Genomic DNA, 26,434 nt, shown 5'->3' on the forward strand with positions numbered 1-26,434 from the left:
CGGAACGCTTGCCGCGGCCTTACCCGCCGGGATACCTGCGGTCGACAGCGCACCGACTGCCGCGTCGCGGCCGCGCTCAGCCCAGGTGCGTCGGCGCGAACATCCGCAGCACGGCCGGGAGCAGGACCACCGAGGGCCCGGGCGTCCCCAGCGCCTTGGCGAGGTCCTGCTCCAGGGTCTCCGGGGTCGTCCGCACCCCGGGGACGCCGAAGGACTCCGCGAGGGCCACGTAGTCCGGCCGGGTCAGTTCCGTCGCGGTCGCCTCACCGAACGCGTCGTTCATGTACTCGCGCAGGATGCCGTAGCCGCCGTCGTCGACGATCAGCCACGTGACGTCGAGGTCGTACTGGCGGGCCGTGGCCAGTTCGGCGATCGAGTACAGGGCGCCGCCGTCGCCGGAGACGGCGAGGACCGGGCGGGTCGGGTCGGCCGCCGCCGCGCCGAGTGCCGCGGGGAAGGCGTAGCCGAGGCCGCCGGCGCCCTGCGCGGAATGCATGTGGTTGGGACCCTTGGCGTCGAAGGCCGACCAGGCCCAGTACGCGAGGATCGTCATGTCCCAGAAGGACGGCGAGCCGGCGGGCAGCGCGCTGCGGACCGACGCCAGGGCGTCCTGTTCCAGGGTGAGTTCCTGGGCGGCGATGCGCTCGCCGACCTTCGCGAGCACCTCCCGGACGCGCTCCGGGGCCTCCGCGTCCTGTCGTTCGGACACCGTCTCCAGCAGCGCCTGCAACGCGAGGCGGGCGTCCGCGTGGATGCCGAGGGCGGGGTGGTTGGACTCCAGTTTGCCGAGGTCCGCCTCGATCTGGACGACCCGGCCGCGCGGCTTGAACGTGTGGTAGTTGGAGGACAGTTCGCCCAGACCCGAGCCCACCACCAGGAGTACGTCGGCGTCCTCCAGGAAGTCCGTGGTGTGGCGGTCCTCGATCCACGACTGGAGCGACAGCGGGTGCTCCCAGGGGAACGCGCCCTTGCCGCCCGGGGTGGTGACGACCGGGGCCTGGATCATCTCGGCCAGCTGCCTCAGCTTGCCCGAGGCGTCGGCCCGTACCACTCCCCCGCCCGCGATGATCGCCGGACGGGCGGCACGAGACAGCAGGTCGGCGGCGACGGCGGTCAGTTCGGGGCGCGGCGGCAGCTCCTCGGGGAAGGCGTCGCCGCCGGTGACGACCGGGATCGCCGTCTCGGCGAGCAGCACGTCCTGCGGGATCTCCACCCACACCGGGCCGTGCGGGGCGGTCAGCGCCGACCTCCAGGCCGCCTCGATCGCGGAGGGGATCTGCGACGGGGTGCGGACGGTGTGGACGGACTTCACCACGCCCCGGAACGAGGCGGCCTGGTCCGGGAGTTCGTGCAGGTAGCCGTGGCGTCCGCCGCCGAGGCCGGCCGTCGGGACCTGGCTGCTGATCGCCAGCACGGGCGCGGACGCGGCGGCCGCCTCCTGGAGCGCGGCGAGGGACGTCAGCGCGCCCGGCCCGGTGGACAGCAGCAGCGGCGCGGCCTCACCGGTGATCCGGCCGTAGGCGTCCGCCGCGAACCCGGCGTTGTTCTCCACCCGCAGGCCGATGTAGCGCAGGCCGGAACGGCGCAGCGCGTCGAACATGCCGAGGGCGTGCTGGCCGGGCAGCCCGAAGACGGTCGTCGCGCCGAGCCCGGCCAGCGTCTCCACGACCAGGTCTCCGCCGTTGCGGCCGGGAGGAGGATTGAGGGCGGCCTCCGTCTGGGCGGGCGTGGGGCGGAGCACCAGGTCGTGGTCGTGAGTCACTTCGCTTCCGAGTCCTTCCGGGCCGCGGCGATCTGGCGCGACATGATCGTGGTCAGTTCGTAGGCGGTGTGGGACGCGGCCACCGACGTGATCTCCGCGTGGTCGTACGCGGGGGCCACCTCGACGACGTCGGCCGACACCAGGTTGCAGGATGCCAGGCCGCGCAGGATCTCCAGCAGTTCGCGCGAGGTCATGCCGCCGGCCTCGGGGGTGCCGGTGCCGGGGGCGTGGGCCGGGTCGAGGCAGTCGATGTCGATGGAGATGTACAGCGGCCGGTCGCCGATGCGCTGGCGGAGCTGGTCGGCGACCTCGTCGGCGCCACGCCGGTAGACGTCGGCCGACGTGACGATGCCGAAGCCCATCTTCTCGTCGTCGGTCAGGTCCTGCTTGCCGTAGAGCGGGCCGCGGGTGCCGACGTGGGACAGGGCGGAGGTGTCGAGGATGCCCTCCTCGACCGCGCGGCGGAACGGCGTGCCGTGCGTGTACTCGGCGCCGAAGTAGGTGTCCCAGGTGTCGAGGTGGGCGTCGAAGTGCAGCAGGGCGACCGGGCCGTGCTTCTTCGCGACCGAGCGCAGCAGGGGCAGCGCGATGGTGTGGTCGCCGCCGAGGGTCATCAGACGGGCGCCGGTGCCGAGCAGGTCGTCGGCGGCGGCCTCGACGGTCTCCACGGCCTCGTTGATGTTGAACGGGTTCACGGCGATGTCGCCGCCGTCCGCGACCTGGGCGAGGGCGAAGGGGGAGGCGTCCTGCGCCGGGTTGTAGGGGCGCAGCAGCCGGGACGCCTCACGGATGGCGTTGCCGCCGAAGCGGGCGCCCGGCCGGTACGAGACGCCGGAGTCGAACGGCACGCCCACGACGGCGACATCGGCGCGGCCGACCTCGTCCAGCCGGGGCAGCCGGGCGAAGGTCGCGGGACCGGCGTACCGCGGGACGCGGGAGGAGTCGACGGGCCCGCGCGGAGTCTCGTTGCTGCTCATGAAGAAATGCCTTCTTTCCTACGCTTCATCGCGTATGTACTGCTTGCTCTACGACTCTACTGGGCGGCCGGGACCGGTTCGGACGCGAGTTCGGGTGATGGCCCGGCGAGGCGTTCGCGCCAGGCCGCGAGGACGGCCGCGTCGGTGGCCGGGGTCGCCAGGGAGACGATCACGTACGCGGCGAGCGAGGCCAGCAGGCCGTAGTAGACCGGCTCGTTGGCGAGGATGCCGTACGTCGCCATCAGCACGACGACCGCCAGCCCGCCGACCACCACGGAGGCGAGAGCCCCGTACACCGTCCCGCGCTTCCACACCAGGCCGCCGAGGATGGGCACCAGCAGCCCGCCGACGAGGAGGTTGTAGGCCACGGTCAGGGCCTCCACGACGTTGTCGATGGCGATGGCCGTGACGATCACCGCGAGGCCCATGAGCAGGATGAAGGCCCGGTTGCCCTTCACCTCGTCGCGTTCCCCTGCCGGGGAGTTCCCCCGCAGCCGGGACCAGATGTCGTTGTTGGCGACGGTGGCGCAGGCGATCAGCGCGCCGGACGACGTCGACATCACGGCGGCGAGGGCCGCGGCCAGCACGAGTCCGCGCACTCCGACGGGCAGCTCGTCCTTCACGATGGTCGCGAAGGCGTCGTCCGGGCTGCCCAGCTTCGGGTACAGCACCTTCGCCGCCGTGCCGATGACGGCGCCCGCGAGGGCGTAGGCGAGGCAGTAGGTGCCCGCGACGGTCCCGCCCCACTTGGCGGTCCGGTCGCTGCGCGCGGTGAAGACGCGCTGCCAGATGTCCTGCCCGATGAGCATGCCGAAGGTGTAGATCAGCACGTAGGTGAAGATCGTCTCACCGCCGATGCCCAGCGGGTCGAAGTACTCGGTGGGCAGCTGCGCCTTCATCTCGGCGAACCCGCCCGCCTTCACGACGGCGATGGGCAGCAGCAGGAGCAGCACGCCAATGGTCTTCACGACGAACTGCACCATGTCGGTCAGGGTGATCGACCACATGCCGCCGAGGGTGGAGTACGCGACGACGATCGAGCCGCCGAGGACGATCGCGACCGTGCGGGGCATGTCGAACAGGACGTCGAAGATCGTGGCGTAGGCGATGGTCGAGGTCACGGCCAGCATCAGCGTGTACGCCCACATGACGACACCGGAGATGATCCCGGCACGGCCACCGCCGTAGCGCAGGTCGAGCATCTCGGAGACGGTGTAGACCTTCAGCCGGGCGATGCGGGCGGAGAAGAAGACGGACAGGGCGAGCAGCCCGAGGCCGATGGTGAACACCATCCAGGCGCCGGACAGGCCGTACTGGTAGCCCAGTCCGACACCGCCGATGGTGGAGGCGCCGCCCAGGACGATCGCGGCCATGGTGCCGGAGTACAGGGACGGGCCGAGGCGGCGGCCGGCCACGAGGAACTCGCTCTTGGAGCGGGCGCGGCGCATGCCCCACCAGCCCATGGCCAGCATGCCGGCCAGATACACGACGATGACGATGTAGTCGACGGCCACGGGGCCTCCTTCGCTCGGTGTCGCCGGCGGGTGACGTGGACTGACCTTAGGTGGCCGGAAAGCGACTGCGAAGTGTACGTTTCATCCATCGGAGCCGGTACGGATGGAGGGAACGCACATCATGCCGGAGCCGCCGGTCCCACCCACCCCGCCCGTACCGCTGACGGCGCTGCTGGCCCGTGAGGACCTGGCGCTGCGGCAGATCGCGGGGCCGCCCGCCGAGGACGTCGTCGTCCACTGGGTGCACACCTCCGAGATGGCGGACCCGTATCCGTACCTCCTGGGCGGGGAGCTGCTGCTCTCGGCGGGTGTGCACATCCCGGAGACGGTGGGCGCGGAGACGGTGGGCGCGGAGACGGTGGGCGCGGAGACGGCGGGCCCGGACACGGCGGGCTCGAACACGGCGGGCCCGGACACGGCGGGCCCGGACACGGCGGGCTCGAACACGGCGGGCCCGGACACGGCGGGCTCGGACACGGCGGGCGCGGAGGTGGTGGGCCCGGACACCGCGCGCACGCCGAGCCCGGGTTCCGTGTACTTCGACGGCTACGTCTCGCGGATCGTCGCGGCGGGCGGCGCGGCCCTGGGCTTCGGGGTGGCGCCGGTGCACGACACGGTGCCCGACGGCCTGATCGCGGCCTGCGCGGCGCACGGGCTGCCGCTGCTGGAGGTACCGCGCCGCACCACGTTCTCGGGGGTGGCCCGCGCGGTCTGGCAGCTCATGGCCCAGGCCCGCCTGGCCGAACTGCGCCGTGTGACCGAGGCCCAGCAGGGCCTCGCCGCCGCCGCGTCCCGCCCCGACCCGGTCCCTGCGGTGCTGCGGCAGCTGGCGCAGCGGCTGGGCGGGTGGGCGGTGCTGTACGGGCCCGAGGGCGCGGAGATCGCGGGCGCGGGCCGGGAGCCCGGGGACGAGGTGCGTGCGGCGCTGGCACGGCTGGCGCAGGTCGTACGCCCGGCCGACGGCCCGGCCGAGCGCCCCGCTCCGGCCTCCGCCGCCGACTCCGCCGCCGGCGCCCGCCTCGTCGCCCACAGCCTGGGCGCCGGACACGGCTTCGTGCTCGGCGCCGCCGCCCCGCAGCGGGCCTCCGGCGACCACACCGTCGTCTCCGTCGCGGCCGTACTGCTGTCGCTGCTCACCGGCGAGCAGCAGAGCGGCACCGGAGCCGCCCGGTCCTCCGCCCTGGTGCGGCTGCTGCTGGGAGCGCCGCCCGAGGAGGTCGCCGCGCTGCTCGGCGAGGGACCGTGGACCGTGGTGCACGCCCGGCCGGACGGGGACGGCACCCCCGATCCCGTCGCGGCCTCCGCGCTGGGCGCCGCGCTCGGGTCCGCCCTGGTCGACCCGGCGGGCGACGTCGTCCGCGCCCTGGTCCCGGCCGGCCGCGCACCGGCCCCGCTGCCCGGCTGGACCCTGGGCGTCAGCGCCGCGGTCGCCCCGCACGACTGGCCCGTCGCCGACACCCAGGCCGCCCGCGCCCTGGCCCGGGCCCGCGCCACCCGCTCCCCGCTGCACCGGCACAGCGCGCGCCCGGCCCTCGGCGGCCTGCTGCCGCCCGGGGAGGCGGAGGCCCACGCCCGCGCCCTCCTCGCCCCCGTCACGGCCCATCCCGCGCTCACCGAGACCCTGCGCACCTGGCTGTCCCTGCACGGCAGTTGGGACCGCACGGCCGTCGCCCTGTCGGTGCACCGCAACACCGTGCGGCAGCGCGTCGCCCGCTGCGCGACCCTGCTGGAGGCGGACCTCGACGACCCGGACGTCCGGATGGAACTCTGGTTCGCCCTGCGGCACGTCTGAGCGGGTGAGCTCTGAGCGGGTGAGCTCTGGGCGGGTGAGCTCTGAGCGGGTGAGCTCTGAGTAGGTGAGCGGAGTCCCGCTGAGTACGTGACGCACGTCCCAGCGCTCGATACGCCAGGGACGCCCCCGGCCGGCTGCCTCACAATGGAGGGCATGCCGATATCCGGGACACCCAGCCGCGCCGAACTCGTCGAACACCTCGTCAGGACGCGCATCGCGGGCGACGTCGCCACCCCGCGCGAGAACAACCTCTCCCACTACCGCAAGCTGGCGAACAGCGACCGCCACTACTGGCTCGGGCTGGAACTCGGCGACCGGTGGAGCGACGAGCAGGACGTCCTCGCGGTGATGGCGGAGCGGGTCGGTGTGAACGACGACCCCGAGTACCGGTACGGCCAGGACACCATCGACCCGGAGCTGACCGTCGACGGCCTGGAGCGGATGGCCGGGCGGCTGCGCAAGGCCGCGGAGGGGCGGCAGCGCGTCCTCTTCGCCACCGGCCACCCCGGCGGCCTCCTCGACGTGCACCGCGCCACCGCGTCCGCACTGCGCGCCGCCGGCTGCGAGATCGTCGTCATCCCCGACGGGCTGACGACCGAGGAGGGCTACGTCATGCAGTTCGCGGACGTGGCGGTGCTGGAGCACGGCGCGACGCTGTGGCACACCCACTCGGGCGAACCGATGAAGGCGATCCTCAAGGGCCTGGAGCGCGAGGGCCGCCCGCTGCCCGACCTGGTCGTCGCCGACCACGGCTGGGCCGGCTACGCCGGACAGCACGGCGTGGACTCCGTCGGCTACGCCGACTGCAACGACCCGGCCCTCTTCATCGCCGAGGCCGAGGGCACCGTGCAGGTGACGGTGCCCCTCGACGACCACGTGGTCAGCCCCCGCCACTACGACCCGATGACGGCGTACCTGCTGGCGGCGGCCGGACTGGACTGACCGCCGGACGACCCGACGGCGGAGGGCGGGCCGGGCGGCCGAGGGCGGCCCCCAGGGGGAGTCCGCGCCAGGCGACCGGGACCGAGCCGAAGGAGTCGCGTACGACGTCCCCCTCGCGCGGCTGCGGCAGCCGGCGCAGCGCGCTCATCGCTCGCCGTCGCTCCAGCGGGCGGTCATCACCACGCCCGTGATCCGCCAGCCGGCGCCGGTGCGGGCCAGGTCGAAGCGGTAGGTGCCGTGCAGGACCCAGAGCCCGCCGTCGGTCCTGCGGTGCGAGGCCTGGAACGCGGCCGTGCACACGGCGGTGTCGCCGTCGACGGTGACCAGATGGTTGGTGATCAGGTGCTGTGTGGCGGTGTACACGCCGAGCCCGGCCCGCCAGCCCTCCACGATCTGAGCGGGAGCGAGAGTGACGGGCTCGCCTCCGTCGAGGCTCGTGTAGTCCAGCGTCACCTGGTCGGCGAACACCCCGGCCAGCGCGTCCCACTCCCGTGCGTCGGCGTACCAGGCCATACGGGTGCAGGTGTCGATGATGTCGAATCGGTCCATGCGGATCATGCTCTCGCACAGGGCCGCGGGCGAGGGGGAGAGAGAGGGAGAGGGGCTCGATGCAGTTCCTGCTGCAGGAACCTGCATGGCAGGAATGTGAATGGCGGGGGGGACGCCGGCCGGCCGTGACGCGTTCCCGCGTGCGGGTCTGCGGGGAACGCGCCACGGCTCACGGCAGGAGCTAGCGGGGGACGCGCACGACGCCCTCCTGGATGACCGACACGGCGAGCCGGCCGTCCTGCGTGTAGATGCGGGCCTGGCCGAGGCCGCGGCCGCCGGACGCCGACGGGGATTCCTGGTCGTACAGCAGCCACTCGTCGGCCCGGAACGGCCGGTGGAACCACATCGCGTGGTCCAGCGAGGCCCCCACGACGTCCCCGACGGCCCAGCCACCGCGCCCGTGGGCGAGCAGCACGGAGTCGAGCAGCGTCATGTCGGAGACGTAGGTGGCGAGGACGATGTGCAGCAGGGCGCTGTCGACGGGCCCGTCGAGCTTGCCGTTGGTGCGGAACCACACCTGGGAGTGCGGCTCGCGCGGCTCGCCGTACCGCCCGTAGGGCGGTTCCTCGACGTAGCGCAGGTCGATGGCCTCACGGGCGGCGAGGAAGTGCTCGACGACCCTGGGGTCGAGGTGGTCGTAGCCGCGGAACCGCTCCTGCGAGGTGGGCAGCGCCGCCGGGTCCGGGGCGGGCGGCATGGGCGCCTGGTGGTCCATGCCCTCCTCGTGCTCCTGGAAGGACGCGGACAGCGAGAAGATCGGCCGGCCGTGCTGGACCGCGACCACCCGCCGGGTGGTGAAGGAGCGGCCGTCGCGGATGCGTTCGACGTCGTAGACGATGGGCGCGCCGGGGTCGCCCATGCGCAGGAAGTACGCGTGGAGCGAGTGGGGCGGCCGGTCCGCCGGGACGGTACGACCGGCGGCGACCAGCGCCTGGGCCGCGACCTGGCCGCCGAAGACCCGGGGGACCACGGCGGACCGGGACTGGCCGCGGAAGATGTTCTCCTCGATCGGCTCGAGGTCGAGCAGATCGAGGAGATCCTGGAGTGCCTGGCTCATGGAGTCAGTTGTATAGGCCAGTGGTTTCGGGGACCTTACAGGCCCATGTTCTTGGCGATGATCGACTTCATGATCTCGCTCGTGCCGCCGTAGATGCGGTTGACGCGGTTGTCCGCGTACAGACGGGCGATGGGGTACTCGTTCATGAAGCCGTAACCGCCGTGCAGCTGGAGGCAGCGGTCGATGACGCGGTGGGCGACCTCGGTGCAGAACAGCTTCGCGGAGGCGGCCTCGGCGGGGGTCAGCTCGCCGGCGTCGAGCGCCTCGGTGGCGCGGTCGGCGACGGCCTCGGCGGCGTCCACCTCGGCCTGGCAGGCGGCCAGCTCGAACTTGGTGTTCTGGAAGGACGCGACCGTCTTGCCGAAGACGGTGCGGTCCTGGACGTACTGCTTGGCGAACCGGACGGCGGCCTTGGCCTGGGCGTAGGCACCGAAGGCGATGCCCCAGCGCTCGGAGGCCAGGTTGTGGCCGAGGTAGTAGAAGCCCTTGTTCTCCTCGCCGAGCAGGTCCTCGACGGGCACCTTGACGTCGACGAACGCCAGCTCGGCGGTGTCGGAGGTCTTCAGGCCGAGCTTGTCGAGCTTGCGGCCGACGGAGTAGCCCTCGGACTTGGTGTCGACGGCGAAGAGGGAGATGCCGTGGCGGCGGTCCTCGGCGGTGGGGGCGGCGGTGCGGGCGCAGACGATCATGCGGTCGGCGTGGACGCCGCCGGTGATGAAGGTCTTGGCGCCGTTGAGGACGTAGTGGGTGCCGTCCTCGCTCAGCTTGGCGGTGGACTTCATGCCCGCGAGGTCGGAACCGGTGCCCGGCTCCGTCATCGCGATGGCCCACATCTCCTCGCCGGAGACGAACTTCGGCAGGAACCGCTTCTTCTGCTCGTCGGTGGCGAGCATCTTGATGTAGGGCAGGGCGAGCAGCACGTGCACGCCGGAGCCGCCGAACGTGACGCCCGCACGAGCGGTCTCCTCGTACAGCACGGCCTCGAACTTGTGGCTCTCCAGACCCGCGCCGCCGAACTCCTCGGGCACGTTGATGCCGAAGATGCCCAGCTCACCGAGCTTGTAGTAGAAGTCGCGGGGCGCCTGGCCCGCCGCGAACCACTCGTCGTACACGGGCACGACCTCGGCCTCGATGAAGGCGCGAAGGGTCTCCCGGAACGCCTCGTGATCCTCGTTGAACACCGTACGGCGCACGCCGCCACCTCCAGGACTCCACATGTCTAAGCGCTTGCTCAGCCCAAGATACCGGCGGGTATCAACGACCGTCCAGGGTGGGGGCGGGGAGACGCTCGTCACGCCGCGGGGGAGGGCGAAGTCCGAGGGGGTGCAGAGGGGACACCGAAGGGGGTGCAGAGGGGGGAGCCGAAGGGGGTGCAGAGGGGGAGCCGAAGGGGGTGCAGAGGGGGAGCCGAAGGGGGGTGCAGGGGGGGGCGAAGGGGTGCAGGGGGGAGCCGAAGGGGGTGCAGGGGGCGAAGCCCCGCCGGGGTCTGGGGCGGAGCCCCAGGGCGACCAGGGCCTCTTGCCCAACAGTCACGGGCGGGCGGGTGGGCAAAGACCGGCCCTAGTCGGACGCCGCCGCCGCAAACGCCCCCCGGGCCATCCTGTGCAGCAACTCCGCCACAGCCCCCCGCCCGGGCAACGCCCCCGCCCTCCCCAGATGCGGAGTCGAGTTCAGCAACCCGAACACCGAGTGCACGGCGGACCGAGCCGCGGCCTCCCCCAACCCCGGGTACACCTCCCGCACCACCCCGACCCACAGCTCCACGTACTGCCGCTGCAGCTGCCGCACCATCTTCCGGTCACTGTCCCGGAGGCGATCCAGCTCCCGGTCGTGCAGGGTGATCAGAGGCCGATCGTCGAGCGCGAAGTCGATGTGCCCCTCGATCAGCGAGTCCAGCACCAGCTCCGCCCCGCCCCCGTCCGCCTCCGCCACCCTCCGCTTCGCCCCCGTCAGCAACTGCCCGCTGATCCCCACCAGCAGCTCCGCGAGCATCGCGTCCTTGCCCGCGAAGTGCCGGTACAGCCCGGGCCCGCTGATCCCGACCGCTGCGCCTATCTCGTCGACTCCGACCCCGTGGAAGCCCCGCTCGGCGAACAGCCGCGCGGCCTCCTTGAGGATCTGCTCACGGCGGGTGGGGGCGTCGGTTCTCGTGGCCATGAAATCAATTCTAGACAGCGAGGTTAGCGGTCGTTAACCTGAAGGAAATGCGTTAACGCTCATTAACAAGGTGAGGGGACCCGCAGGATGCACGAGGCACCGGAGCTCACGAGCGCGGCAGACCCCGCGTCGGAGGCCTTTCGGGCCAACGAGGAGGCGCACCACGCCCTCGTCGAGGAGCTGCGCACCAAGCTCGCCGCCGCCGCACAGGGCGGCGGCGAGAAGGCCCGCGCCCGCCACACCGCGCGCGGCAAGCTGCTCCCCCGCGACCGCGTCGACACCCTCCTCGACCCGGGCTCGCCGTTCCTGGAGCTGGCCCCGCTCGCGGCCGACGGGATGTACGACGGGCAGGCCCCGGCCGCCGGCGTCATCGCCGGCATCGGCCGGGTCAGCGGCCGCGAGACGGTGGTCATCGCCAACGACGCCACGGTCAAGGGCGGCACGTATTACCCGATGACGGTCAAGAAGCACCTCCGCGCCCAGGAGGTCGCCCTCGACAACCGCCTCCCCTGCGTCTACCTGGTGGACTCCGGCGGGGCCTTCCTCCCCATGCAGGACGAGGTCTTCCCGGACCGGGACCACTTCGGCCGGATCTTCTACAACCAGGCCCGCATGTCCGGCGCCGGCATCCCCCAGATCGCCGCCGTCCTCGGTTCGTGCACGGCCGGCGGGGCGTACGTCCCGGCGATGAGCGACGAGGCGGTGATCGTCCGCAACCAGGGCACGATCTTCCTGGGCGGCCCGCCCCTGGTGAAGGCGGCCACCGGCGAGGTCGTCACGGCGGAGGAGCTCGGCGGCGGCGAGGTCCACTCCCGCGTCTCGGGCGTCACGGACCACCTCGCGGAGAACGACGCGCACGCCCTGCGCATCGTCCGCACCATCGTCTCGACCCTCCCCACCCGCGGCCCGCTCCCCTGGGAGGTCACGGAGGCGACGGAACCGAAGGTCGACCCGCACGGCCTCTACGGCGCGGTCCCGGTCGACTCCCGCACCCCCTACGACGTGCGCGAGATCATCGCCCGGGTCGTCGACGGCTCGCGTTTCGCCGAGTTCAAGTCCGAGTTCGGCCAGACCCTGGTCACCGGCTTCGCCCGGATCCACGGCCACCCGGTGGGCATCGTCGCCAACAACGGCATCCTGTTCTCCGAGTCGGCGCAGAAGGGGGCGCACTTCATCGAGCTGTGCGACCAGCGCGGCATCCCCCTCGTCTTCCTGCAGAACATCTCGGGCTTCATGGTCGGCAAGGACTACGAGGCGGGCGGTATCGCCAAGCACGGCGCCAAGATGGTCACGGCCGTCGCCTGCACGCGCGTCCCGAAGCTCACGGTCGTGGTCGGCGGCTCGTACGGCGCGGGCAACTACTCCATGTGCGGCAGGGCGTACTCCCCCCGCTTCCTGTGGATGTGGCCGAACGCCAAGATCTCGGTCATGGGCGGCGAGCAGGCCGCCTCGGTCCTCGCGACCGTCAAGCGCGACCAGCTGGAGGCCCGCGGCGAGTCCTGGCCGGCCGAGGACGAGGACGCCTTCAAGGCCCCGATCCGCGCCCAGTACGAGCGCCAGGGCAACGCCTACTACGCGTCGGCCCGCCTCTGGGACGACGGTGTGATCGACCCGCTGGACACCCGTCAGGTGCTGGGCCTGGCCCTGACCGCGTGCGCCAACGCGCCCCTGGGTGACCCCCAGTTCGGCGTCTTCCGGATGTGAGGGGACGGACGACGATGTTCGAGACAGTACTGGTGGCCAACCGCGGCGAGATCGCCGTACGGGTGATCCGGACGCTGCGGTCGATGGGCGTGCGCTCGGTGGCCGTCTTCTCCGACGCGGACGCCGACGCCCGGCACGTCCGCGAGGCGGACACGGCGGTCCGCATCGGCCCGCCTCCCGCCTCCGAGAGCTACCTGTCGGTGGAGCGCCTGCTGGAGGCCGCGGCCCGTACGGGCGCGCAGGCCGTCCACCCGGGCTACGGCTTCCTCGCGGAGAACGCGGCCTTCGCGCGCGCCTGCGCCGACGCGGGCCTGGTCTTCATCGGTCCTCCGGCGGACGCGATCGCCCTGATGGGCGACAAGATCCGCGCCAAGGAGACGGTCCAGGAGGCCGGGGTGCCGGTGGTGCCCGGCGGACGCGACCCGGATCTGGCGGAGGCGGCCCGCGCGCTGGGCGCGCCCGTGCTGCTCAAGCCCAGCGCGGGCGGCGGCGGCAAGGGCATGCGCCTGGTGCGGGACCTGACCCGGCTGGAGGACGAGATCGCGTCGGCCCGCCGCGAGGCCCGCGCCTCGTTCGGCGACGACACGCTCCTGGTGGAGCGCTGGATCGACCGGCCCCGCCACATCGAGATCCAGGTCCTGGCGGACGGCCACGGCAACGTGGTCCACCTGGGCGAGCGCGAGTGCTCCCTGCAGCGCCGCCACCAGAAGATCATCGAGGAGGCGCCGAGCGTGCTCCTCGACGAGGAGACCCGCGCCGCGATGGGCGAGGCCGCGGTCCAGGCGGCCCGCTCCTGCGGCTACCGGGGCGCGGGCACGGTGGAGTTCATCGTCAACGGCAGCGACCCGTCGTCGTACTACTTCATGGAGATGAACACCCGCCTCCAGGTGGAGCACCCGGTCACCGAGCTGATCACGGGCCTGGACCTGGTCGAGTGGCAGCTGCGGGTCGCCGCGGGCGAGCCCCTCGGCTTCACGCAGCAGGACGTACGGCTGACCGGTCACGCCGTGGAGGCCCGTATCTGCGCCGAGGACCCGGCCCGGGGCTTCCTCCCCTCGGGCGGCACGATCCTGCGGCTGCGCGAGCCGCAGGGCGACGGCGTCCGCACCGACTCGGGCCTCACCGAGGGCACGGAGGTCGGCAGCCTCTACGACCCGATGCTCTCCAAGGTCATCGCGTACGGCCCCGACCGCGCGACGGCCCTGCGCAAGCTCCGCGCGGCCCTGGCGGAGACGGTCACGCTCGGCGTGCAGACGAACGCCGGGTTCCTGCGCCGTCTGCTCGCCCACCCGGCGGTGGTCTCCGGCGACATGGACACGGGCCTGGTCGAGCGCGAGGTCGAGGAGCTGGTCCCCACGGACGTACCGGAGGAGGTGTACGAGGCGGCCACGGCCGTACGCCTCGAAGCCCTGAAGCCGGAGCCGGGCGGCTGGACGGACCCGTTCTCGGTCCCGAGCGGCTGGCGTCTGGGCGGCGAGCCGAAGCCTGCGGCGTTCTCCCTGCGGGTGCAGGAGCCCCTGGAGTACACCCCGCGCGGCACGGCCACGGTCGCGGGCGACCGGGTCACGGTGACCCTGGACGGCGTCCGGCACACCTTCCACCGCGCCGCCGACTGGCTCGGCCGCGACGGCGACGCCTGGCACGTCCGCGACCACGATCCGGTGGCCGCGTCCCTGACGCGTTCGGCGCACGCGGGCGCGGACTCCCTCACCGCGCCCATGCCCGGCACGGTGACGGTGGTGAAGGTCGCGGCCGGCGACGAGGTGAGCGCCGGTCAGAGCCTGCTGGTGGTGGAAGCGATGAAGATGGAGCACGTCATCTCCGCACCGCACGCCGGCAAGGTCACCGAACTGGACGTGGCACCCGGCACCACGGTCGCCATGGACCAGGTGCTGGCGGTCATCGCACCGCACGAGGAGGCGGCGGAATGACAGTCCCGGGGCTCCCCATGACCGTCCCGAGCAGGGACCTCCCCACCCGTGTCCGCATCCACGAGGTCGGCGCCCGGGACGGCCTGCAGAACGAGAAGGCGACGGTCCCCACGGAGGTCAAGGCGGAGTTCGTCCGCCGCCTGGCCGGCGCGGGTCTGACGACCATCGAGGCGACGAGCTTCGTCCACCCCAAGTGGGTCCCCCAACTGGCGGACGCGGAGCGGCTGTTCCCGATGGTCGCCGACCTGCCCGTCGCGCTGCCGGTCCTCGTCCCGAACGAACGGGGCCTGGACCGCGCCCTGGCGCTGGGCGCCCGCCGGGTGGCCGTCTTCGCCAGCGCCACGGAGTCCTTCGCCAAGGCCAACCTCAACCGCACGGTGGACGAGTCCCTGGCGATGTTCGAGCCGGTGGTGGCCCGCGCCAAGGCCGATGGGGTCCACGTCCGCGGCTACCTCTCCATGTGCTTCGGCGACCCGTGGGAGGGCGCGGTCCCGATCGCCCAGGTGGTGAAGGTCTGCCGCGCCCTGCTGGACATGGGCTGCGACGAACTGAGCCTGGGCGACACGATCGGCGTGGCGACCCCGGGCCATGTGGTCGCGCTCCTGGCGGCCCTGGACGAGGCGGGCGTCCCACCCGCGGCCCTCGGGGTCCACTTCCACGACACCTACGGCCAGGCCCTCGCCAACACGCTCGCGGCGCTCCAGCAGGGCGTCACGACGATCGACGCCTCGGCGGGCGGCCTGGGCGGCTGCCCCTACGCCAAGTCGGCGACGGGCAACCTCGCCACCGAAGACCTCGTGTGGATGCTGCGGGGCCTCGGCATCGACACCGGAATCGACCTCGGCCGCCTCGTCGCCACCAGCACGTGGATGGCCGCCCACCTGGGCCGACCCAGCCCGTCCCGCACCGTCCGAGCCCTGTCCCACGAGGACACCGAGGAGCACTGATCACCATGGACTACCGTCTCTCCCCCGAGCTGGAGGAACTCCGCCGCACGGTCGAGGAGTTCGCGCACGAGGTGGTGGCGCCGAAGATCGGCGACTTCTACGAGCGGCACGAGTTCCCGTACGAGATCGTCCGCGAGATGGGCCGCATGGGCCTGTTCGGCCTGCCGTTCCCGGAGGAGTACGGCGGCATGGGCGGTGACTACCTGGCCCTCGGCGTGGCCCTGGAGGAACTGGCCCGGGTCGACTCCTCGATCGCCATCACCCTGGAGGCCGGCGTCTCCCTCGGCGCGATGCCGATCCACCTCTACGGCACCGAGGCGCAGAAGCAGGAGTGGCTCCCCCGCCTCTGCTCGGGCGAACTCCTCGGCGCATTCGGCCTGACGGAGCCCGACGGCGGCAGCGACGCGGGCGCGACCCGCACGACGGCCCGTCTGGACGAGTCGACGAACGAGTGGGTGATCAACGGCACGAAGTGCTTCATCACCAACTCGGGCACGGACATCACGGGCCTGGTGACGGTCACGGCGGTCACGGGCCGCAAGCCCGACGGCAGGCCCCGGATCTCCTCGATCATCGTCCCCTCCGGCACCCCGGGCTTCACGGTCGCCGCCCCCTACTCCAAGGTCGGCTGGAACGCCTCGGACACCCGCGAGCTGTCCTTCACCGACGTCCGCGTCCCGGCGGCCAACCTCCTGGGCGAGGAGGGCCGCGGCTACGCCCAGTTCCTGCGCATCCTCGACGAGGGCAGGATCGCGATCGCGGCCCTGGCGACGGGGCTGGCGCAGGGCTGCGTGGACGAGTCGGTCAAGTACGCGAAGGAACGCCACGCCTTCGGCAAGCCGATCGCCGCCAACCAGGCCATCCAGTTCAAGATCGCGGACATGGAGATGAAGGCCCACACGGCCCGCCTGGCCTGGCGCGACGCGGCGGCCCGCCTGGTGACCGGCGCCCCCTTCAAGAAGGAGGCGGCCCTGGCCAAGCTCCACTCCTCCACGGTCGCCGTCGACAACGCCCGCGAGGCCACCCAGATCCACGGCGGCTACGGCTTCATGAACGAGTACCCGGTGGCCCGCATGTGGCGAGACTCCAAGATCCTCGAAATCGGCGAGGGCACGAGCGAGGTCCAGCGCATGCTGATCGCCCGCGAGTTGGGACTGGTGAGCTGAGCGCAGAGCCTGCTCCACACAACGGCCCCGCCGGAATATTCCGGCGGGGCTTCGTCACTGGAGCAGAGCTCAGCTATCGGGCAGCACCATACAGGGCTCAAATATGCTCAACATCGGCCCCAACCGGCGGCTGGAAAGGCAACGCATAGTGCCTCCAGTGATCCCGGAGCGGTTCATCTCTTCCGGCGGTACGAACCGGAGTTCAGTGGTCTCGTCGGAGATTGCCTGCTGGCCGCTCGTGATGCGGGCGGTGAAGCAGCGACCCCCTCGGCAACGCCCTCGGTCAGGGCGACGGTGCCCCCGATGCCCCACCCACAGCAGCCGTCGTCGGCTGACATTGCCGTCAAGACGCCCGAAAGCCCCACCGGCACCACTGCCCGTGGGGCTTTCGAATCCACACTGCCAGGCTACGTCCGCGGCATCAGAAGAACGTTCTGGACACTGCCTTCAGAGAGCCACTCCTCAGATTCGTGAAACTCTACAAGTTCGCGGATCGAGACCCGAACGCCTGGATCGATTGACCGCATAGCTTCATTGAAGGCGCTCACTGCCACAGGGCCAGCCTGGGCCAGGATTAGCAGGACATTCCCACTCCCATCCTTGGGGATGGAAAGAAGTTCCTTGGCCGCATCGGCCACTCCCTGACCGAGATCCGCCCGAGGGAAGCGATCCAAAGCTGCGTGCGCCGCCTGATAGGCCCCGTAATCCTCATCAGCCTTAAAGGAGGAAACGATCGCAGCGACACCAGCTGGGCCTTCGTCGCCGGTCACCGAATCAGCCAGCTCGACATAACGATTCCACCGACGCTCAGCCTCATCGGGAGGAGTGACCTCGTCATCATCCTGCACGAGGTCACCACACTCAACGATCTCAACTTTCCAGTCCGACGACACCCGAATCTCACTTCTTTCTCTGCAGCATCTAGGGATTCTGTCGATCTGTGGCCCATTTCCGAAGGGCCTTATTCTGACTGGGCTCATCCACATCTCTGTGATCGCCTCATCGTATTTGTTGCCGAAGCGGGCCCGAACGTCATCTACGTCCATCTGTATTGCGCCTCGAAAATCGCCAGCGTCTATCAGTTCTTTCTGCCTCATACGCCAAGCCTTCGAGGCGAGCGATGACCCAGTGCTGCAAACCGCGCGATGGTCGGCGTAGTCCATCCGAATCGACGGTCCGCTGTACTTAGAACCACTCTACGAACGTCGGTGCCCCCCCCACGAGACCTCGTGGGGGGGCACCGACGTCCGGCCCTGTTGCCGTCAGCGTTGCCGTCACACGCCGATGCAGGTCCTTTCTACGCGTCTCCGCCTGCATCAGAAATCGGCAGGTTGAAGAACTGATATACGGCTACTCGCTGGGCTTCCACAGAAGTCACCTGCGATGGTTCAGCCGCAGCGAAGATGTCGACAATCTCTTTCTCTTCGGCAGATCGGGAGAGGACTGCGGCAAAGCGGCCATTATCCATCTGCTGTTGCATTCCGGAGGGAAAGACGTCCGGTCGCGCCCCTTGGCAGCAAAGCAGAAGATCTTCCTTCTCCAAGTCGATTCGAGCACTCAGGAGACACTTGAACAGATTCGACTCAGTGAAGGGCTGCCAGTCTCGACCTGAGAACTTCATTCCCAAGCCCGCCCCTTCGCTATCAAGGATCTCGAACGAGACTGGAACGACTGAGGAGCCTCGCCCTACAGCCAGCAGTTCAAGCGATTCCATGCCTCACTCCCGATAGTTCGGATTTGGGATCCACTCTCCTGTTGTTTCATGCCAGCACCCACGTATGTGACACGAATCAATGGTACGCGGAACAGCTATCTCTGCCTCGTTTGCGTGAATATTTCCGGGGATCCTCTTGTTCACGTCAATCCCTCCAGATGCACCTCTGGAATCGATTACGCAAGCAGCCCGCCGGGCACCGGCGGCGTGGTCAACGGGTACGTCCAGGTGAAGGCACCCGACGCCGACGACCAGGTACGGCACGCTGTTCGCCGTCCCCCCGGCCCTCAGCGCGTATCCGAACCAGTCGTACGCCTCGGTGGAGGTGCCGGAGTCGAGCTCCGACTGGGTGTAGCCCTCGACCCTCGAGCCTGTGCCGATGCCGCTGGGCGTGCCATGGATGATGTACACGGCTCCGGCGTCGACCAGTTGCCCACCGTCCTTGGCGACGTCCTCGTACGGAGCACCCACCACCAGGTCGGTGCACCGTCCCCGTCCGCGTCGTACGACGAGCGAGAGAAGCCGAACTCATCGCCGGCCTCCGGGGTCGCACCCATACCGCTCGTCGCCTGGGAAATCTCAACCCCACGGCAACTTCACGCTCGACATCGGCGAGCGCAAGCACCACGTCCTCTCCCACCTGAGCCTCGACGACATCCGGTGGGCCACCGGAACCGCCGCGGTACTGGAGTTGACCGGTCGCTGCACGCTCGCCGCCCTCCCCGAGGGGGCTTTCGCCGTTCACCTCCAGGACGGCACGGGCAGGACCGCCGCCTTCCCCGTCCACCTGGGCTCACCGGCCGACGGCGACTTCATCGTACGCATACCGGTCACCGAACTGCCGGCCGGAGCGTGGACGGGACAACTGCGCCTCGGGCCGTGGCCGCTGAGCCTGCCGCCGCTCCCTCAGGAGCTTCCACCGGCCACATGGCGTCGCCGTGGCCTCCCTTGGTACGCGAAGCCCGCACCCGGTCGCGGTGACGCGTTCGTGTTGCAGGTCGCCCGCACCGAGTTGCTCCGGGCCGTCACCCGCCGTCTCACGTCGTAGGAGACGCGGCGAGGGCCCACCCGTGGTAACGATCAAGGCGGTGGTCGTCCGCCGCCTGGCCGACGCGGGTCTGACGACGATCGAGGCGACCAGCTTCGTCCACCCGAAGTGGGCGCCCGCCGGGTGGCCGTCTTCGCCGGCACCAGGGAGTCGCGTCCGCGGCTACCTCTCCATCTGCTTCGGCGCCCCCTGGAAGGGCACGGTCGCGACCGTCCCCCCATGGGCGGACGGACCCGGCGCGCTCGGCTCGGCCCGGGTGCCGCGGTGTTCGTCGATCTGTGCGCCGGCCACTGCGGCGACCACCACGGCGATGCCGACGAGCACCTGAAGGCAGGTACTGACGAGGGCGCGGAGCCGGTACAGCAGGGCTGCGGTCAGCAGCATGACGCCGCCGGCGATGCCCACGTACAGCCAGTTGGGGGCGAGGACGACGTCGGAGTTGTCCGCGCCGGGATCGAACGGCTTCCAGCCGCTGTAGTCGATGCCGAGCAGGAAAGCCGCCACGGCGCCGATCCCGTCCAGGACGAGCAGCCCGGCGGCAAGGGCGATGTCACCGGCGAGGGGCAGCCACCGGCGTCCGCCGCGCGGGGGCGGCACGTTGTCACCACGGAACTGCGGCAGGCCGGGAGGCCTCGGGGAGGCGGGGTCGGTCATGGAGACGAGTCTCTCTCGCAGGCCGGGCCCTGCGTACAGGTACGCAGGGCCCGGCGGTGTGGCGTGGTCAGCCGTGGATCAGGGGTGAACCGAGGAGTTCCTGGGTGATGGCACCCTTCCCGTCGCCCTCGATGTCGTAGACGATCGTCGCGTCGGTCGACCACCACAGCTCGCCGTCGTACACGGCGGACGGCGCGACGCAGGTGTTCGCGGGCTCCACCTGGAACCACGAGTAGTTGTCGTTGACGAGCTTGGTCAGGTCGCACGTCTTCGACGTGTAGACGTGGTCCTCGCCGGTCTTGGTCAGACGCTCTTCGATCCGCGTCGTGATCTTGAAGCTGGTGAACCGCTTGGAGTTGTCGACGACCTGGTCGTCGATGATCTGCCAGCTCATGACCGACTTGCCGGTCAGGTTGCCGGACAGGGTCGCGGTGTTCTGGACGTAGTACGTGGTCTGCGGCTTGTCGCCGGGGAAGACCACGTCGAACTGCGAGTCGGCCGTGCCGGCCGCGGCCGGCGCCGCGGCCAGGGCGACGAGGGCGAGGGCGGCGGCGCCGCCCGCCACGGCGGTCGACAGGTGTTTCCTCATGCTGTCCCTTCCGGGGTGAGATCGGGTGGGGCCCCGCCCGTGCGGGGCCCCGGGGTCGGCGGTGCCTAGGCCCGTGTGCTCACAGGCCCGTGTGCCTACAGGCCCATGCCGCCGAGGGTGCGCTCCAGGGAGTCGGCGTACAGTCGGGCGCCGCCGATCTTCGGGTGGAACGACTGGGCCGACAGGCCGTAGCCGCTGAGGATCGGGTAGTCCAGGGCCGGCTGGTCGGAGTCCACCAGCGTCTTGACGATGCCGTGGACGGTCTCGGGATTGCCGCAGACGGCCTTGCCCGCGAAGTTCTGCTTCGGGTTGGAGAACCACGCCTTGATGCCCTTGGCCTTCGCATCGTCCACGGCCCCCTGCATGGAGGCCGCGAGCGAGTCGGCCACGCTGTTGAGCCAGTCCGTGGACGAGGCGGACAGACCGATCTGGCCGAGGCCCGGGACCGTGATGCTCAGGCACGCACCCCTGTCCTCGATCAGCGGCGGGTAGCCCATCAGCACGATCTTGGCGTTGGGCGCCTTCTGGCTGATCTCCGTCAGGACCTTGGTGATGTCCGGCCGCACGATCTCGTTGATCACGCCGACCGCGGCCTTCTCCAGCGGCTGCCCGATGAACTTGCGGTCGCGACCGCCGACGGCCTGGTCGGTGTCACCGTCCTCGAAGGTCTTGTCCTTGCAGTTGCCGCCGTTGAAGGCGACCAGGCACTTCTGGATGACGTCGGCGAAGCGCGCGTCGTTGCCGCCGATGGAGATGGTGACGAGGGTGGTGTTCTGGTCCAGGTACCCCTTGTCGATCTGCGTCACCTCACCACCGTTGGACTGCACGATCCCGTTGTGCACCACGTTGTACGTGCGGGCGCCCGAGCAGGCGATCAGGTGGTAGTCCATGGCGGTGCCGTAGCCGTCGGCCAGGGCGCCGACGGACTGCGAGCGGCCCGGGATCTTCGCCTGGCGCGACCACGCCTGGGTGGAGCGGTGGCAGGCGTTGCGGGTCTTCTTGTTCTGCTCGTCGAGGTAGTTGGTCTCCGGGTAGTAGTCCCGGTTGCCCTCGGACGCGCCCTCACCGGAGGAGTACGAGTCGCCCATGCCGACGACGAAGTCCTTCGGCTTGGCGGACAGCGGCTGGAAGGCCACCGAGTCCCAGGCGATGTCCTCGTCGCCGGTGCCGTCCTCGGTGTCGGAGTCCAGGGTCACGGTCGGTGTGCCGGTGAAGTTGAACACGCCCAGGTCGACCCACTTGTTGGAGCCGATCCGCTGCGGGTGCACCCGGACCGGCGAGGTGGAGTCGGTGCCGCCGACCCGGTAGGCGGCCTGCCGGGTGTGGGCGCCGTGGTCGGGCATGTGCACGAAGACGCGCATCCAGCCGCGCTGGGTGCCGCCCAGCGTCCACTTGCCGGAGACGTTCAGCCGCTTTCCGTCCGCGGTCGCGAGCCAGCGGGTGTGCCCCATCCAGAAGTGGTTGTTGTTGCCCGCGCCGATCTGGTGCAGGTCCATCTTCGACGGGTACTTGCCGCCCTCGCCGGCGAAGGTGAACTGGAACGTGCCCCTCGATGCCACGGTGCAGGTTCGTCCCGAGGAGCCCGCCGGGATGCTGCCGCTGGGCAGGTCGTCCACGATCAGCGCCCCGGCCGGCAGGCCGGTGTTGCAGCGGGGCGGGTAGGAGTTCTCGTCGGGCTGCTCGGGATAGGTGTCGTCGAACCGGTGGACCGGGTTGCCGCACCGGGCCTCGGTCGTGCAGCTCTTCCAGGCGACCCGCTGGTTCCACCAGCACTTCAGGTAGAGCGGGTTGTCGTCGTGGGGGTCACCGGGCAGCGCGCACGGGCCCTTGCCGTCGTCGTTGGAGGCCCCCTCGGTGATCTTCGTGGGCACGCAGTCGTTCTGCGTGCCGCAGAAGGTGAAGATGGGCGGCTTGGCCGTGGTGCGGGCGTCGTTGGAGTTCCACCAGGCGGCACGGTAACCGGCCTGCATGTCACCCGGCTTGAACATCGCCGCGATCGGACGGGCGGCCCAGCCGATCACCTTCTCCTCGTACGGCCAGTCCTGCGGGTGCGAGGCGTGGCTGTAGTCGTCCTTGCCCGCGGAGTTCTCCAGGAACGGGGTCCGGTTCTCCTTCCACAGCGGGTTGGCCGGGTTGTTCGTCCAGCCCACGCCCCACTTGCCGTTCTGCGGCGAGGACTTCGGGTAGTAGCCGGAGTTGTAGGCCCACAGCGCGTAGAACCAGTTCTCGATGTACTTCGGATGGCCGTCGTTGATCTCCAAGCCGTCCTTGCGCGTGGTGTTCCACTTCTCGATGAGGATGTTGACGCCCGAGGCGATGTTCGCCGCGTAGTCCAGCGCGACGGCCTCCTGCTGCACCGTCGTCTTGGGCGTCTCGTCCTTCTTCTCCTTGCCGTGCATCCGCATGCCGTCGGTGACCTGCGTGATGCCGTAACCGCAGTCGGCCTCGGCGAAGTCGATCGCCCACGGGTCCTGCTGCTGGCCACTGGCCGCGTACTTGACGCCGTAGAAGTTGCCGATCAGCGAGTTGGCCGTGACACCGGGCACGGCCAGGCGGGTGGCCTGCCACATGTTCGACTCCTGCGCCGTGATGCCGAGCATCACCTGCGCGGGCACGTGCCAGTCCTCACCGGAGCCGCCGGCCAGCGGCGTCAACGGGAAGAGCGTCTGCGGCGCGTACGCCGCCATGCCGGTGTTCTTCCAGTTCGCCGCGCGGGTGGCGCTCTTGTTGAGCTTGCCGACGACGGTCTGGTCGACGGCCCACTCGACCTGGCGAGGGGTGGGCTGGAAGGCCTGCTTCTTGGGGTCGTTGCGCGGGACCGAGCAGTAACGGTCGGCTTCGACCGTGTCGTTGCTCGCGGCGCGGGCGCCGAACGAGGCCTTCTCGCCTCGGGCCTTCACGCCCTGCGCGAGCAGGACCGGACTCGTCTGGGTTCCCTGCGTGATCTCACGCTGCCCGCCGACGGGCTCGGAGCCGGGAGGAGCGTCCAGGACGACGGTCTTGCGGGTGTCCAGGGTCTCCACCGTGGTGCGGACGGTGCGGGCTTCCAGGGCCTCCTGCGGGCGGATCCGGGAGTCCTTGCCGTCGGCCCAGCGGGCCGTGACGACGGCCTGGCCCCGGCTGGAGACACGGGCGTCCTTGTCGAGGCCGCCGGGGTTGTTCAGCGGGCCGGTCGCGGCGCGCGCGGTGGAGGCGGCCTTGCCGGTCACGTACACCCGGCCCGAGGGGGTGGCGGTGAGGTCGAACTCGTCGAGGTCGCCCTGCGCGAGCCCGGCGGCCCTGCTCCGGCCGTCGGCCTTCCTGATCTGCGCGGAGCTGACCCGGGAGACCGTGGCGGTGTTCCGGGCGGCCGCGGCGCCGCGCGCGTTCGACGGCTTGGGAGCCGGGTCGATGAAGGTCACACCGCCGTCGGCGTCGGCCTTGAGCTGGAAGGGCCAGGCCTTCGTCGTGGCGACGTCGCGGGTCTTGCCGCCCTCGACCTTCACGATGTGGTTTCCGGCGGCGGCGACAACGCCCTGGTCGGTGGGCACGGCCGAGGTGACCTGACCGGTGACCGTCTGCTTGGTGCCGACCTTCCCCGTGCCGGCGTCGACCGTGACCAGGCGGGTCTGGTTCTTCGCCGACCTGTCGTCGGTCAGCGCCGTGAACACCGCCTCCTCGCCCTGGCCGCAGCCCGGGGAGAAGTACCCCAGCGTGGCCTGGAACGGCAGCTTGGTGACATGACCGTCGGTCAGGTCGACGACGGCGGTGAACGCTCCGCGCGTCATCAGCTCGGGCTTGTTGGTGAAGGTGCGGGGCGCGTAGGCGACGGCCGCGTACTTCCCGGACTCGGTCAGGCAGGCGTTGCCGATCCAGGAGTCGGTGTCGAAGCCGGGCTCGGACAGGGTGGCGGCCGTCTTCCAGGCGTACCCCTGCTTCTCGTCCGCGATGAGGACGTGGAAGCCGGTGCCGTCACCGGAGGTGGTGAAGGCGCGGTCGGACGACTTCTTGTAGTCCTCGCCGAGGACCTCCCGGCGCCGGTCGGTGGGGACGGCGGCGGGCTGGTCGCCGGGCTTGGTCCCCGGATCGTGGGCGGCCGGTGCGGACCAGCCCTTGGCTTCCCCCTGCGGGTCGGCGGCAGGTAATGCCTGCGTGGTGGCGACACCGGCGGACAGAGCCAGGGTGAGGGCTGCCGTCAGCGGTATCCGCGCACGCCTCAGCATGGCGTTGCGTCTCAAGTGGGTCTCTTTCTACGGTTGTGCTTTCCGATTGCGACGGAAAGCACGGCGCCGTCATCGAAGGAGGAGTTGCTGTCACGCAGGGCGAGAGAGCGCGTGGTCACCGGCCGCGGTGGTCAGAACGCGGCAGCGCCGGGCACTTGCGTGCGACAGGCGTCAGGATGACCTGCAAGGCGTAGCGAGACATAGCGCAGCATTCCCCCGTGAAAAGCGCGCTTCGGGAACCGGTGTTCGGTTCAGTGGTCACGGGGAACGTAGCAGTCGGCCACACGGGGTGTCACTCACAATTTTCACAGCAGGATCACGTGTGACACAGGCCACCCGTCCCGGCCGCCCGGCTGCCGTCCGTCGGGCGCGGTCCGGAGTGGCTGCGGATCGACCCTGTGCAACTGCACACGATCTGGCTGGATTTCGCGCTTCCCCGGGGGAAGTCCCGGTACTCGTGCGCCTCCGGGGCTGGACACAAAAGCAGGTTAGGCTAACCTAAGGTTGATCTCAGCCACGGGGGTCTCGGCCGTGCCCGCAGTGGCTCCGTACGCACGAAAGCAGACCCAGTCATGTCGAACGCCAGCACCGCCCGTTTCTCCCGCCGCGGCCTGCTCGCCGCCGGTGGTGTTCTCGGGCTCGGCGCCCTCGTGACCGCGTGTGGCAGTGGGGACTCCGAGGACGGCGGCTCGGACGCGAAGGGTGCCGCCACGTCCGGCCCCTGGTCCTTCAAGGACGACCGCGGCAAGACCGTGAGCCTGGACCACGCCCCCACGAAAATCGTCGCGTTCACCGGTGTCGCCGCCGCCCTGTACGACTACGGCATCGAGGTCAAGGGCGTCTTCGGCCCGACCAGGACCAAGGACGGCAAGGCCGATGTCCAGGCCGGCGACATGGACGTCAGCAAGCTGACCGTCTTCGGCAACCGGTTCGACCAGTTCAACGTCGAGCAGTACGCGGCCTTCCAGCCCGAGGTGCTCATCACCACCACCTTCGACGCGGCCGGCTCCCTCTGGTACGTCCCGCTGGCGTCCAAGGACAAGATCGCCAAGCTCGCCCCGAGCGTGGCCGTCTCGGTCTTCGACCGGCAACTGCCCAAGCCGCTGCAGCGCATGGCCGAACTCGCCGGGTCCCTCGGCGCCGACCTGAAGGCCGCGAAGGTCGTCGAGGCGAAGAAGCGTTTCGAGGCCGCCTCCGAGCGACTGCGCAAGGCCGCCAAGTCCCGCCCCGAGATCAAGGTGCTGGCCGGCTCCGCCTCGGACGCCATCTTCTACGTCTCGGGCTCCAACTTCTCCGTCGACCTGGAGTACTTCAAGGCCCTCGGCGTGAACCTCGTCGAGCCGCCGGAGAAGGCCAAGAAGGCCAACGGCGGCTGGTTCGAGAACCTCAGCTGGGAGAACGTCGACAAGTACCCGGCCGACATCATCATGATGGACGACCGCGCCTCGACCATCCAGCCGGCCGACATCACCGAGGCGACCTGGAAGAAGCTCCCCGCGGTCAAGGCCGGGCAGGTCATCTCGCGTTCGCCCGAGCCGATCCTGTCGTACGACAAGTGCACGCCCCTGGTCGAGAACCTCGCCAAGGCGATCGAGAGCGCCAAGAAGGTCGCCTGACGCCTTCCGCCTCAGGCGCGTGAGCAGTGGTGGGGGGGGGGGGGCGCGCGGGGCCCCCCCCCCCCCCCCCCCCCCCCCCCCCGCCCCCCCCCCCCCCCCCCCCCCCAAAACCC

The 26,434-nt window shown here is 70.5% G+C and carries 20 protein-coding genes and 1 pseudogene; 7 read left to right on the forward strand and 14 right to left on the reverse strand.

What is annotated here, in order from left to right; translation table 11 throughout:
- Positions 1-76: 76 nt before the first annotated feature.
- Genes ACFV20_RS12270 through ACFV20_RS12280 form a run of 3 tightly spaced genes read right to left on the reverse strand, consistent with a single transcriptional unit; the run spans position 77 to position 4,253 of the window.
- On the reverse strand, positions 77-1,762 hold the full coding sequence (locus ACFV20_RS12270) for a thiamine pyrophosphate-binding protein (protein ID WP_385655436.1): 1,686 nt from the start codon (positions 1,760-1,762) through the stop codon (positions 77-79).
- The gene (speB, locus tag ACFV20_RS12275; RefSeq protein WP_030838119.1) at positions 1,759-2,739 is read right to left on the reverse strand and encodes an agmatinase; all 981 of its coding nucleotides are present in this window, start codon (positions 2,737-2,739) and stop codon (positions 1,759-1,761) included. The genes ACFV20_RS12270 and speB overlap by 4 nt, the downstream gene beginning before the upstream one ends.
- Positions 2,740-2,795: 56 nt before the next feature.
- A complete protein-coding gene (locus ACFV20_RS12280; protein ID WP_385655438.1) occupies positions 2,796-4,253 on the reverse strand; it encodes a sodium:solute symporter in 1,458 nt (485 codons plus the stop codon).
- Positions 4,254-4,374: 121 nt separating this feature from the next.
- Between ACFV20_RS12280 and ACFV20_RS12285 the strand changes: the two genes are divergently transcribed.
- Complete coding sequence (locus ACFV20_RS12285; protein WP_385655440.1) at positions 4,375-6,045, forward strand: helix-turn-helix domain-containing protein; 1,671 nt, start codon at positions 4,375-4,377, stop codon at positions 6,043-6,045.
- Between the two features lie 153 nt (positions 6,046-6,198).
- Positions 6,199-6,987, forward strand: a complete 789-nt coding sequence (locus tag ACFV20_RS12290; RefSeq protein WP_385655441.1) for a phosphatase — start codon at positions 6,199-6,201, stop codon at positions 6,985-6,987.
- Positions 6,988-7,131: 144 nt separating this feature from the next.
- Here ACFV20_RS12290 and ACFV20_RS12295 read toward each other — a convergent pair whose 3' ends face one another.
- The 4 genes from ACFV20_RS12295 to ACFV20_RS12310 form a co-directional block, all read right to left on the reverse strand.
- Positions 7,132-7,536 (reverse strand): nuclear transport factor 2 family protein, encoded by a 405-nt coding sequence (locus ACFV20_RS12295; protein WP_385655443.1) that lies wholly within the window; start codon positions 7,534-7,536, stop codon positions 7,132-7,134.
- A gap of 181 nt (positions 7,537-7,717) precedes the next feature.
- A complete protein-coding gene (locus ACFV20_RS12300) occupies positions 7,718-8,593 on the reverse strand; it encodes an acyl-CoA thioesterase (RefSeq protein ID WP_385655444.1) in 876 nt (291 codons plus the stop codon).
- A gap of 35 nt (positions 8,594-8,628) precedes the next feature.
- Positions 8,629-9,786 carry an acyl-CoA dehydrogenase family protein gene (locus ACFV20_RS12305; protein WP_385655445.1) on the reverse strand — a complete coding sequence of 386 codons (1,158 nt, stop codon included), beginning with the start codon at positions 9,784-9,786 and terminating at the stop codon, positions 8,629-8,631.
- Positions 9,787-10,153: 367 nt separating this feature from the next.
- Positions 10,154-10,750: a TetR/AcrR family transcriptional regulator gene (locus ACFV20_RS12310; RefSeq protein ID WP_385655447.1), complete on the reverse strand. Its 597-nt coding sequence runs from the start codon at positions 10,748-10,750 to the stop codon at positions 10,154-10,156.
- 87 nt (positions 10,751-10,837) lie between these two features.
- Here ACFV20_RS12310 and ACFV20_RS12315 point away from each other — a divergent pair, with 87 nt between their 5' ends.
- Genes ACFV20_RS12315 through ACFV20_RS12330 form a run of 4 tightly spaced genes read left to right on the forward strand, consistent with a single transcriptional unit; the run spans position 10,838 to position 16,498 of the window.
- Positions 10,838-12,454 (forward strand): carboxyl transferase domain-containing protein, encoded by a 1,617-nt coding sequence (locus ACFV20_RS12315; RefSeq protein WP_385655449.1) that lies wholly within the window; start codon positions 10,838-10,840, stop codon positions 12,452-12,454.
- A 14-nt stretch (positions 12,455-12,468) separates the two neighbouring features.
- Positions 12,469-14,385 carry a biotin carboxylase N-terminal domain-containing protein gene (locus tag ACFV20_RS12320; protein ID WP_385655450.1) on the forward strand — a complete coding sequence of 639 codons (1,917 nt, stop codon included), beginning with the start codon at positions 12,469-12,471 and terminating at the stop codon, positions 14,383-14,385.
- Positions 14,382-15,332: a hydroxymethylglutaryl-CoA lyase gene (locus tag ACFV20_RS12325; RefSeq protein WP_385655452.1), complete on the forward strand. Its 951-nt coding sequence runs from the start codon at positions 14,382-14,384 to the stop codon at positions 15,330-15,332. The genes ACFV20_RS12320 and ACFV20_RS12325 overlap by 4 nt, the downstream gene beginning before the upstream one ends.
- Positions 15,333-15,337: 5 nt before the next feature.
- Entirely contained in the window at positions 15,338-16,498 is a 1,161-nt protein-coding gene (locus tag ACFV20_RS12330; protein ID WP_385655454.1) for an acyl-CoA dehydrogenase family protein, read from the forward strand.
- A gap of 168 nt (positions 16,499-16,666) precedes the next feature.
- On the opposite strand, the pseudogene ACFV20_RS12335 reads toward ACFV20_RS12330, so the two are convergent.
- The 7 genes and pseudogenes from ACFV20_RS12335 to ACFV20_RS12365 form a co-directional block, all read right to left on the reverse strand.
- Positions 16,667-16,756 (reverse strand): annotated as a pseudogene (locus tag ACFV20_RS12335) (DNA mismatch repair protein MutT); the annotation flags it as partial.
- A gap of 149 nt (positions 16,757-16,905) precedes the next feature.
- Positions 16,906-17,595, reverse strand: coding sequence for a hypothetical protein (locus tag ACFV20_RS12340; RefSeq protein ID WP_385655455.1), 690 nt, complete (start codon positions 17,593-17,595; stop codon positions 16,906-16,908).
- A 200-nt stretch (positions 17,596-17,795) separates the two neighbouring features.
- Complete coding sequence (locus ACFV20_RS12345; protein WP_385655457.1) at positions 17,796-18,212, reverse strand: hypothetical protein; 417 nt, start codon at positions 18,210-18,212, stop codon at positions 17,796-17,798.
- A 3-nt stretch (positions 18,213-18,215) separates the two neighbouring features.
- Complete coding sequence (locus tag ACFV20_RS12350; RefSeq protein ID WP_385655458.1) at positions 18,216-18,683, reverse strand: hypothetical protein; 468 nt, start codon at positions 18,681-18,683, stop codon at positions 18,216-18,218.
- 739 nt (positions 18,684-19,422) lie between these two features.
- Positions 19,423-19,914, reverse strand: coding sequence for a DUF6234 family protein (locus tag ACFV20_RS12355; protein WP_385655460.1), 492 nt, complete (start codon positions 19,912-19,914; stop codon positions 19,423-19,425).
- Between the two features lie 67 nt (positions 19,915-19,981).
- Complete coding sequence (locus ACFV20_RS12360; RefSeq protein WP_385655462.1) at positions 19,982-20,503, reverse strand: hypothetical protein; 522 nt, start codon at positions 20,501-20,503, stop codon at positions 19,982-19,984.
- A gap of 95 nt (positions 20,504-20,598) precedes the next feature.
- Positions 20,599-24,720 carry an SGNH/GDSL hydrolase family protein gene (locus tag ACFV20_RS12365; protein ID WP_385655464.1) on the reverse strand — a complete coding sequence of 1,374 codons (4,122 nt, stop codon included), beginning with the start codon at positions 24,718-24,720 and terminating at the stop codon, positions 20,599-20,601.
- Between the two features lie 557 nt (positions 24,721-25,277).
- Here ACFV20_RS12365 and ACFV20_RS12370 point away from each other — a divergent pair.
- Positions 25,278-26,321: an ABC transporter substrate-binding protein gene (locus ACFV20_RS12370; protein ID WP_385655465.1), complete on the forward strand. Its 1,044-nt coding sequence runs from the start codon at positions 25,278-25,280 to the stop codon at positions 26,319-26,321.
- Positions 26,322-26,434: the final 113 nt, after the last annotated feature.

Origin of the sequence: Streptomyces sp. NPDC059696 (assembly GCF_042733745.1) — a bacterium.
In the GTDB taxonomy this organism is placed as follows: Bacteria; Actinomycetota; Actinomycetes; order Streptomycetales; family Streptomycetaceae; genus Streptomyces.

Bases quoted from the DNA above. Each gene is read 5' to 3' on its own strand.
- ACFV20_RS12345 (WP_385655457.1), bottom strand. From the start codon at position 18,212: ATGGAATCGCTTGAACTGCTGGCTGTAGGGCGAGGCTCCTCAGTCGTT.
- ACFV20_RS12310 (WP_385655447.1), bottom strand. From the start codon at position 10,750: ATGGCCACGAGAACCGACGCCCCCACCCGCCGTGAGCAGATCCTCAAG.
- ACFV20_RS12330 (WP_385655454.1), top strand. From the start codon at position 15,338: ATGGACTACCGTCTCTCCCCCGAGCTGGAGGAACTCCGCCGCACGGTC.
- ACFV20_RS12295 (WP_385655443.1), bottom strand. From the start codon at position 7,536: ATGGACCGATTCGACATCATCGACACCTGCACCCGTATGGCCTGGTAC.
- ACFV20_RS12355 (WP_385655460.1), bottom strand. From the start codon at position 19,914: ATGACCGACCCCGCCTCCCCGAGGCCTCCCGGCCTGCCGCAGTTCCGT.
- ACFV20_RS12325 (WP_385655452.1), top strand. From the start codon at position 14,382: ATGACAGTCCCGGGGCTCCCCATGACCGTCCCGAGCAGGGACCTCCCC.
- ACFV20_RS12285 (WP_385655440.1), top strand. From the start codon at position 4,375: ATGCCGGAGCCGCCGGTCCCACCCACCCCGCCCGTACCGCTGACGGCG.
- speB (WP_030838119.1), bottom strand. From the start codon at position 2,739: ATGAGCAGCAACGAGACTCCGCGCGGGCCCGTCGACTCCTCCCGCGTC.
- ACFV20_RS12320 (WP_385655450.1), top strand. From the start codon at position 12,469: ATGTTCGAGACAGTACTGGTGGCCAACCGCGGCGAGATCGCCGTACGG.
- ACFV20_RS12340 (WP_385655455.1), bottom strand. From the start codon at position 17,595: ATGAGGCAGAAAGAACTGATAGACGCTGGCGATTTTCGAGGCGCAATA.
- ACFV20_RS12370 (WP_385655465.1), top strand. From the start codon at position 25,278: ATGTCGAACGCCAGCACCGCCCGTTTCTCCCGCCGCGGCCTGCTCGCC.
- ACFV20_RS12290 (WP_385655441.1), top strand. From the start codon at position 6,199: ATGCCGATATCCGGGACACCCAGCCGCGCCGAACTCGTCGAACACCTC.
- ACFV20_RS12300 (WP_385655444.1), bottom strand. From the start codon at position 8,593: ATGAGCCAGGCACTCCAGGATCTCCTCGATCTGCTCGACCTCGAGCCG.
- ACFV20_RS12360 (WP_385655462.1), bottom strand. From the start codon at position 20,503: ATGAGGAAACACCTGTCGACCGCCGTGGCGGGCGGCGCCGCCGCCCTC.
- ACFV20_RS12315 (WP_385655449.1), top strand. From the start codon at position 10,838: ATGCACGAGGCACCGGAGCTCACGAGCGCGGCAGACCCCGCGTCGGAG.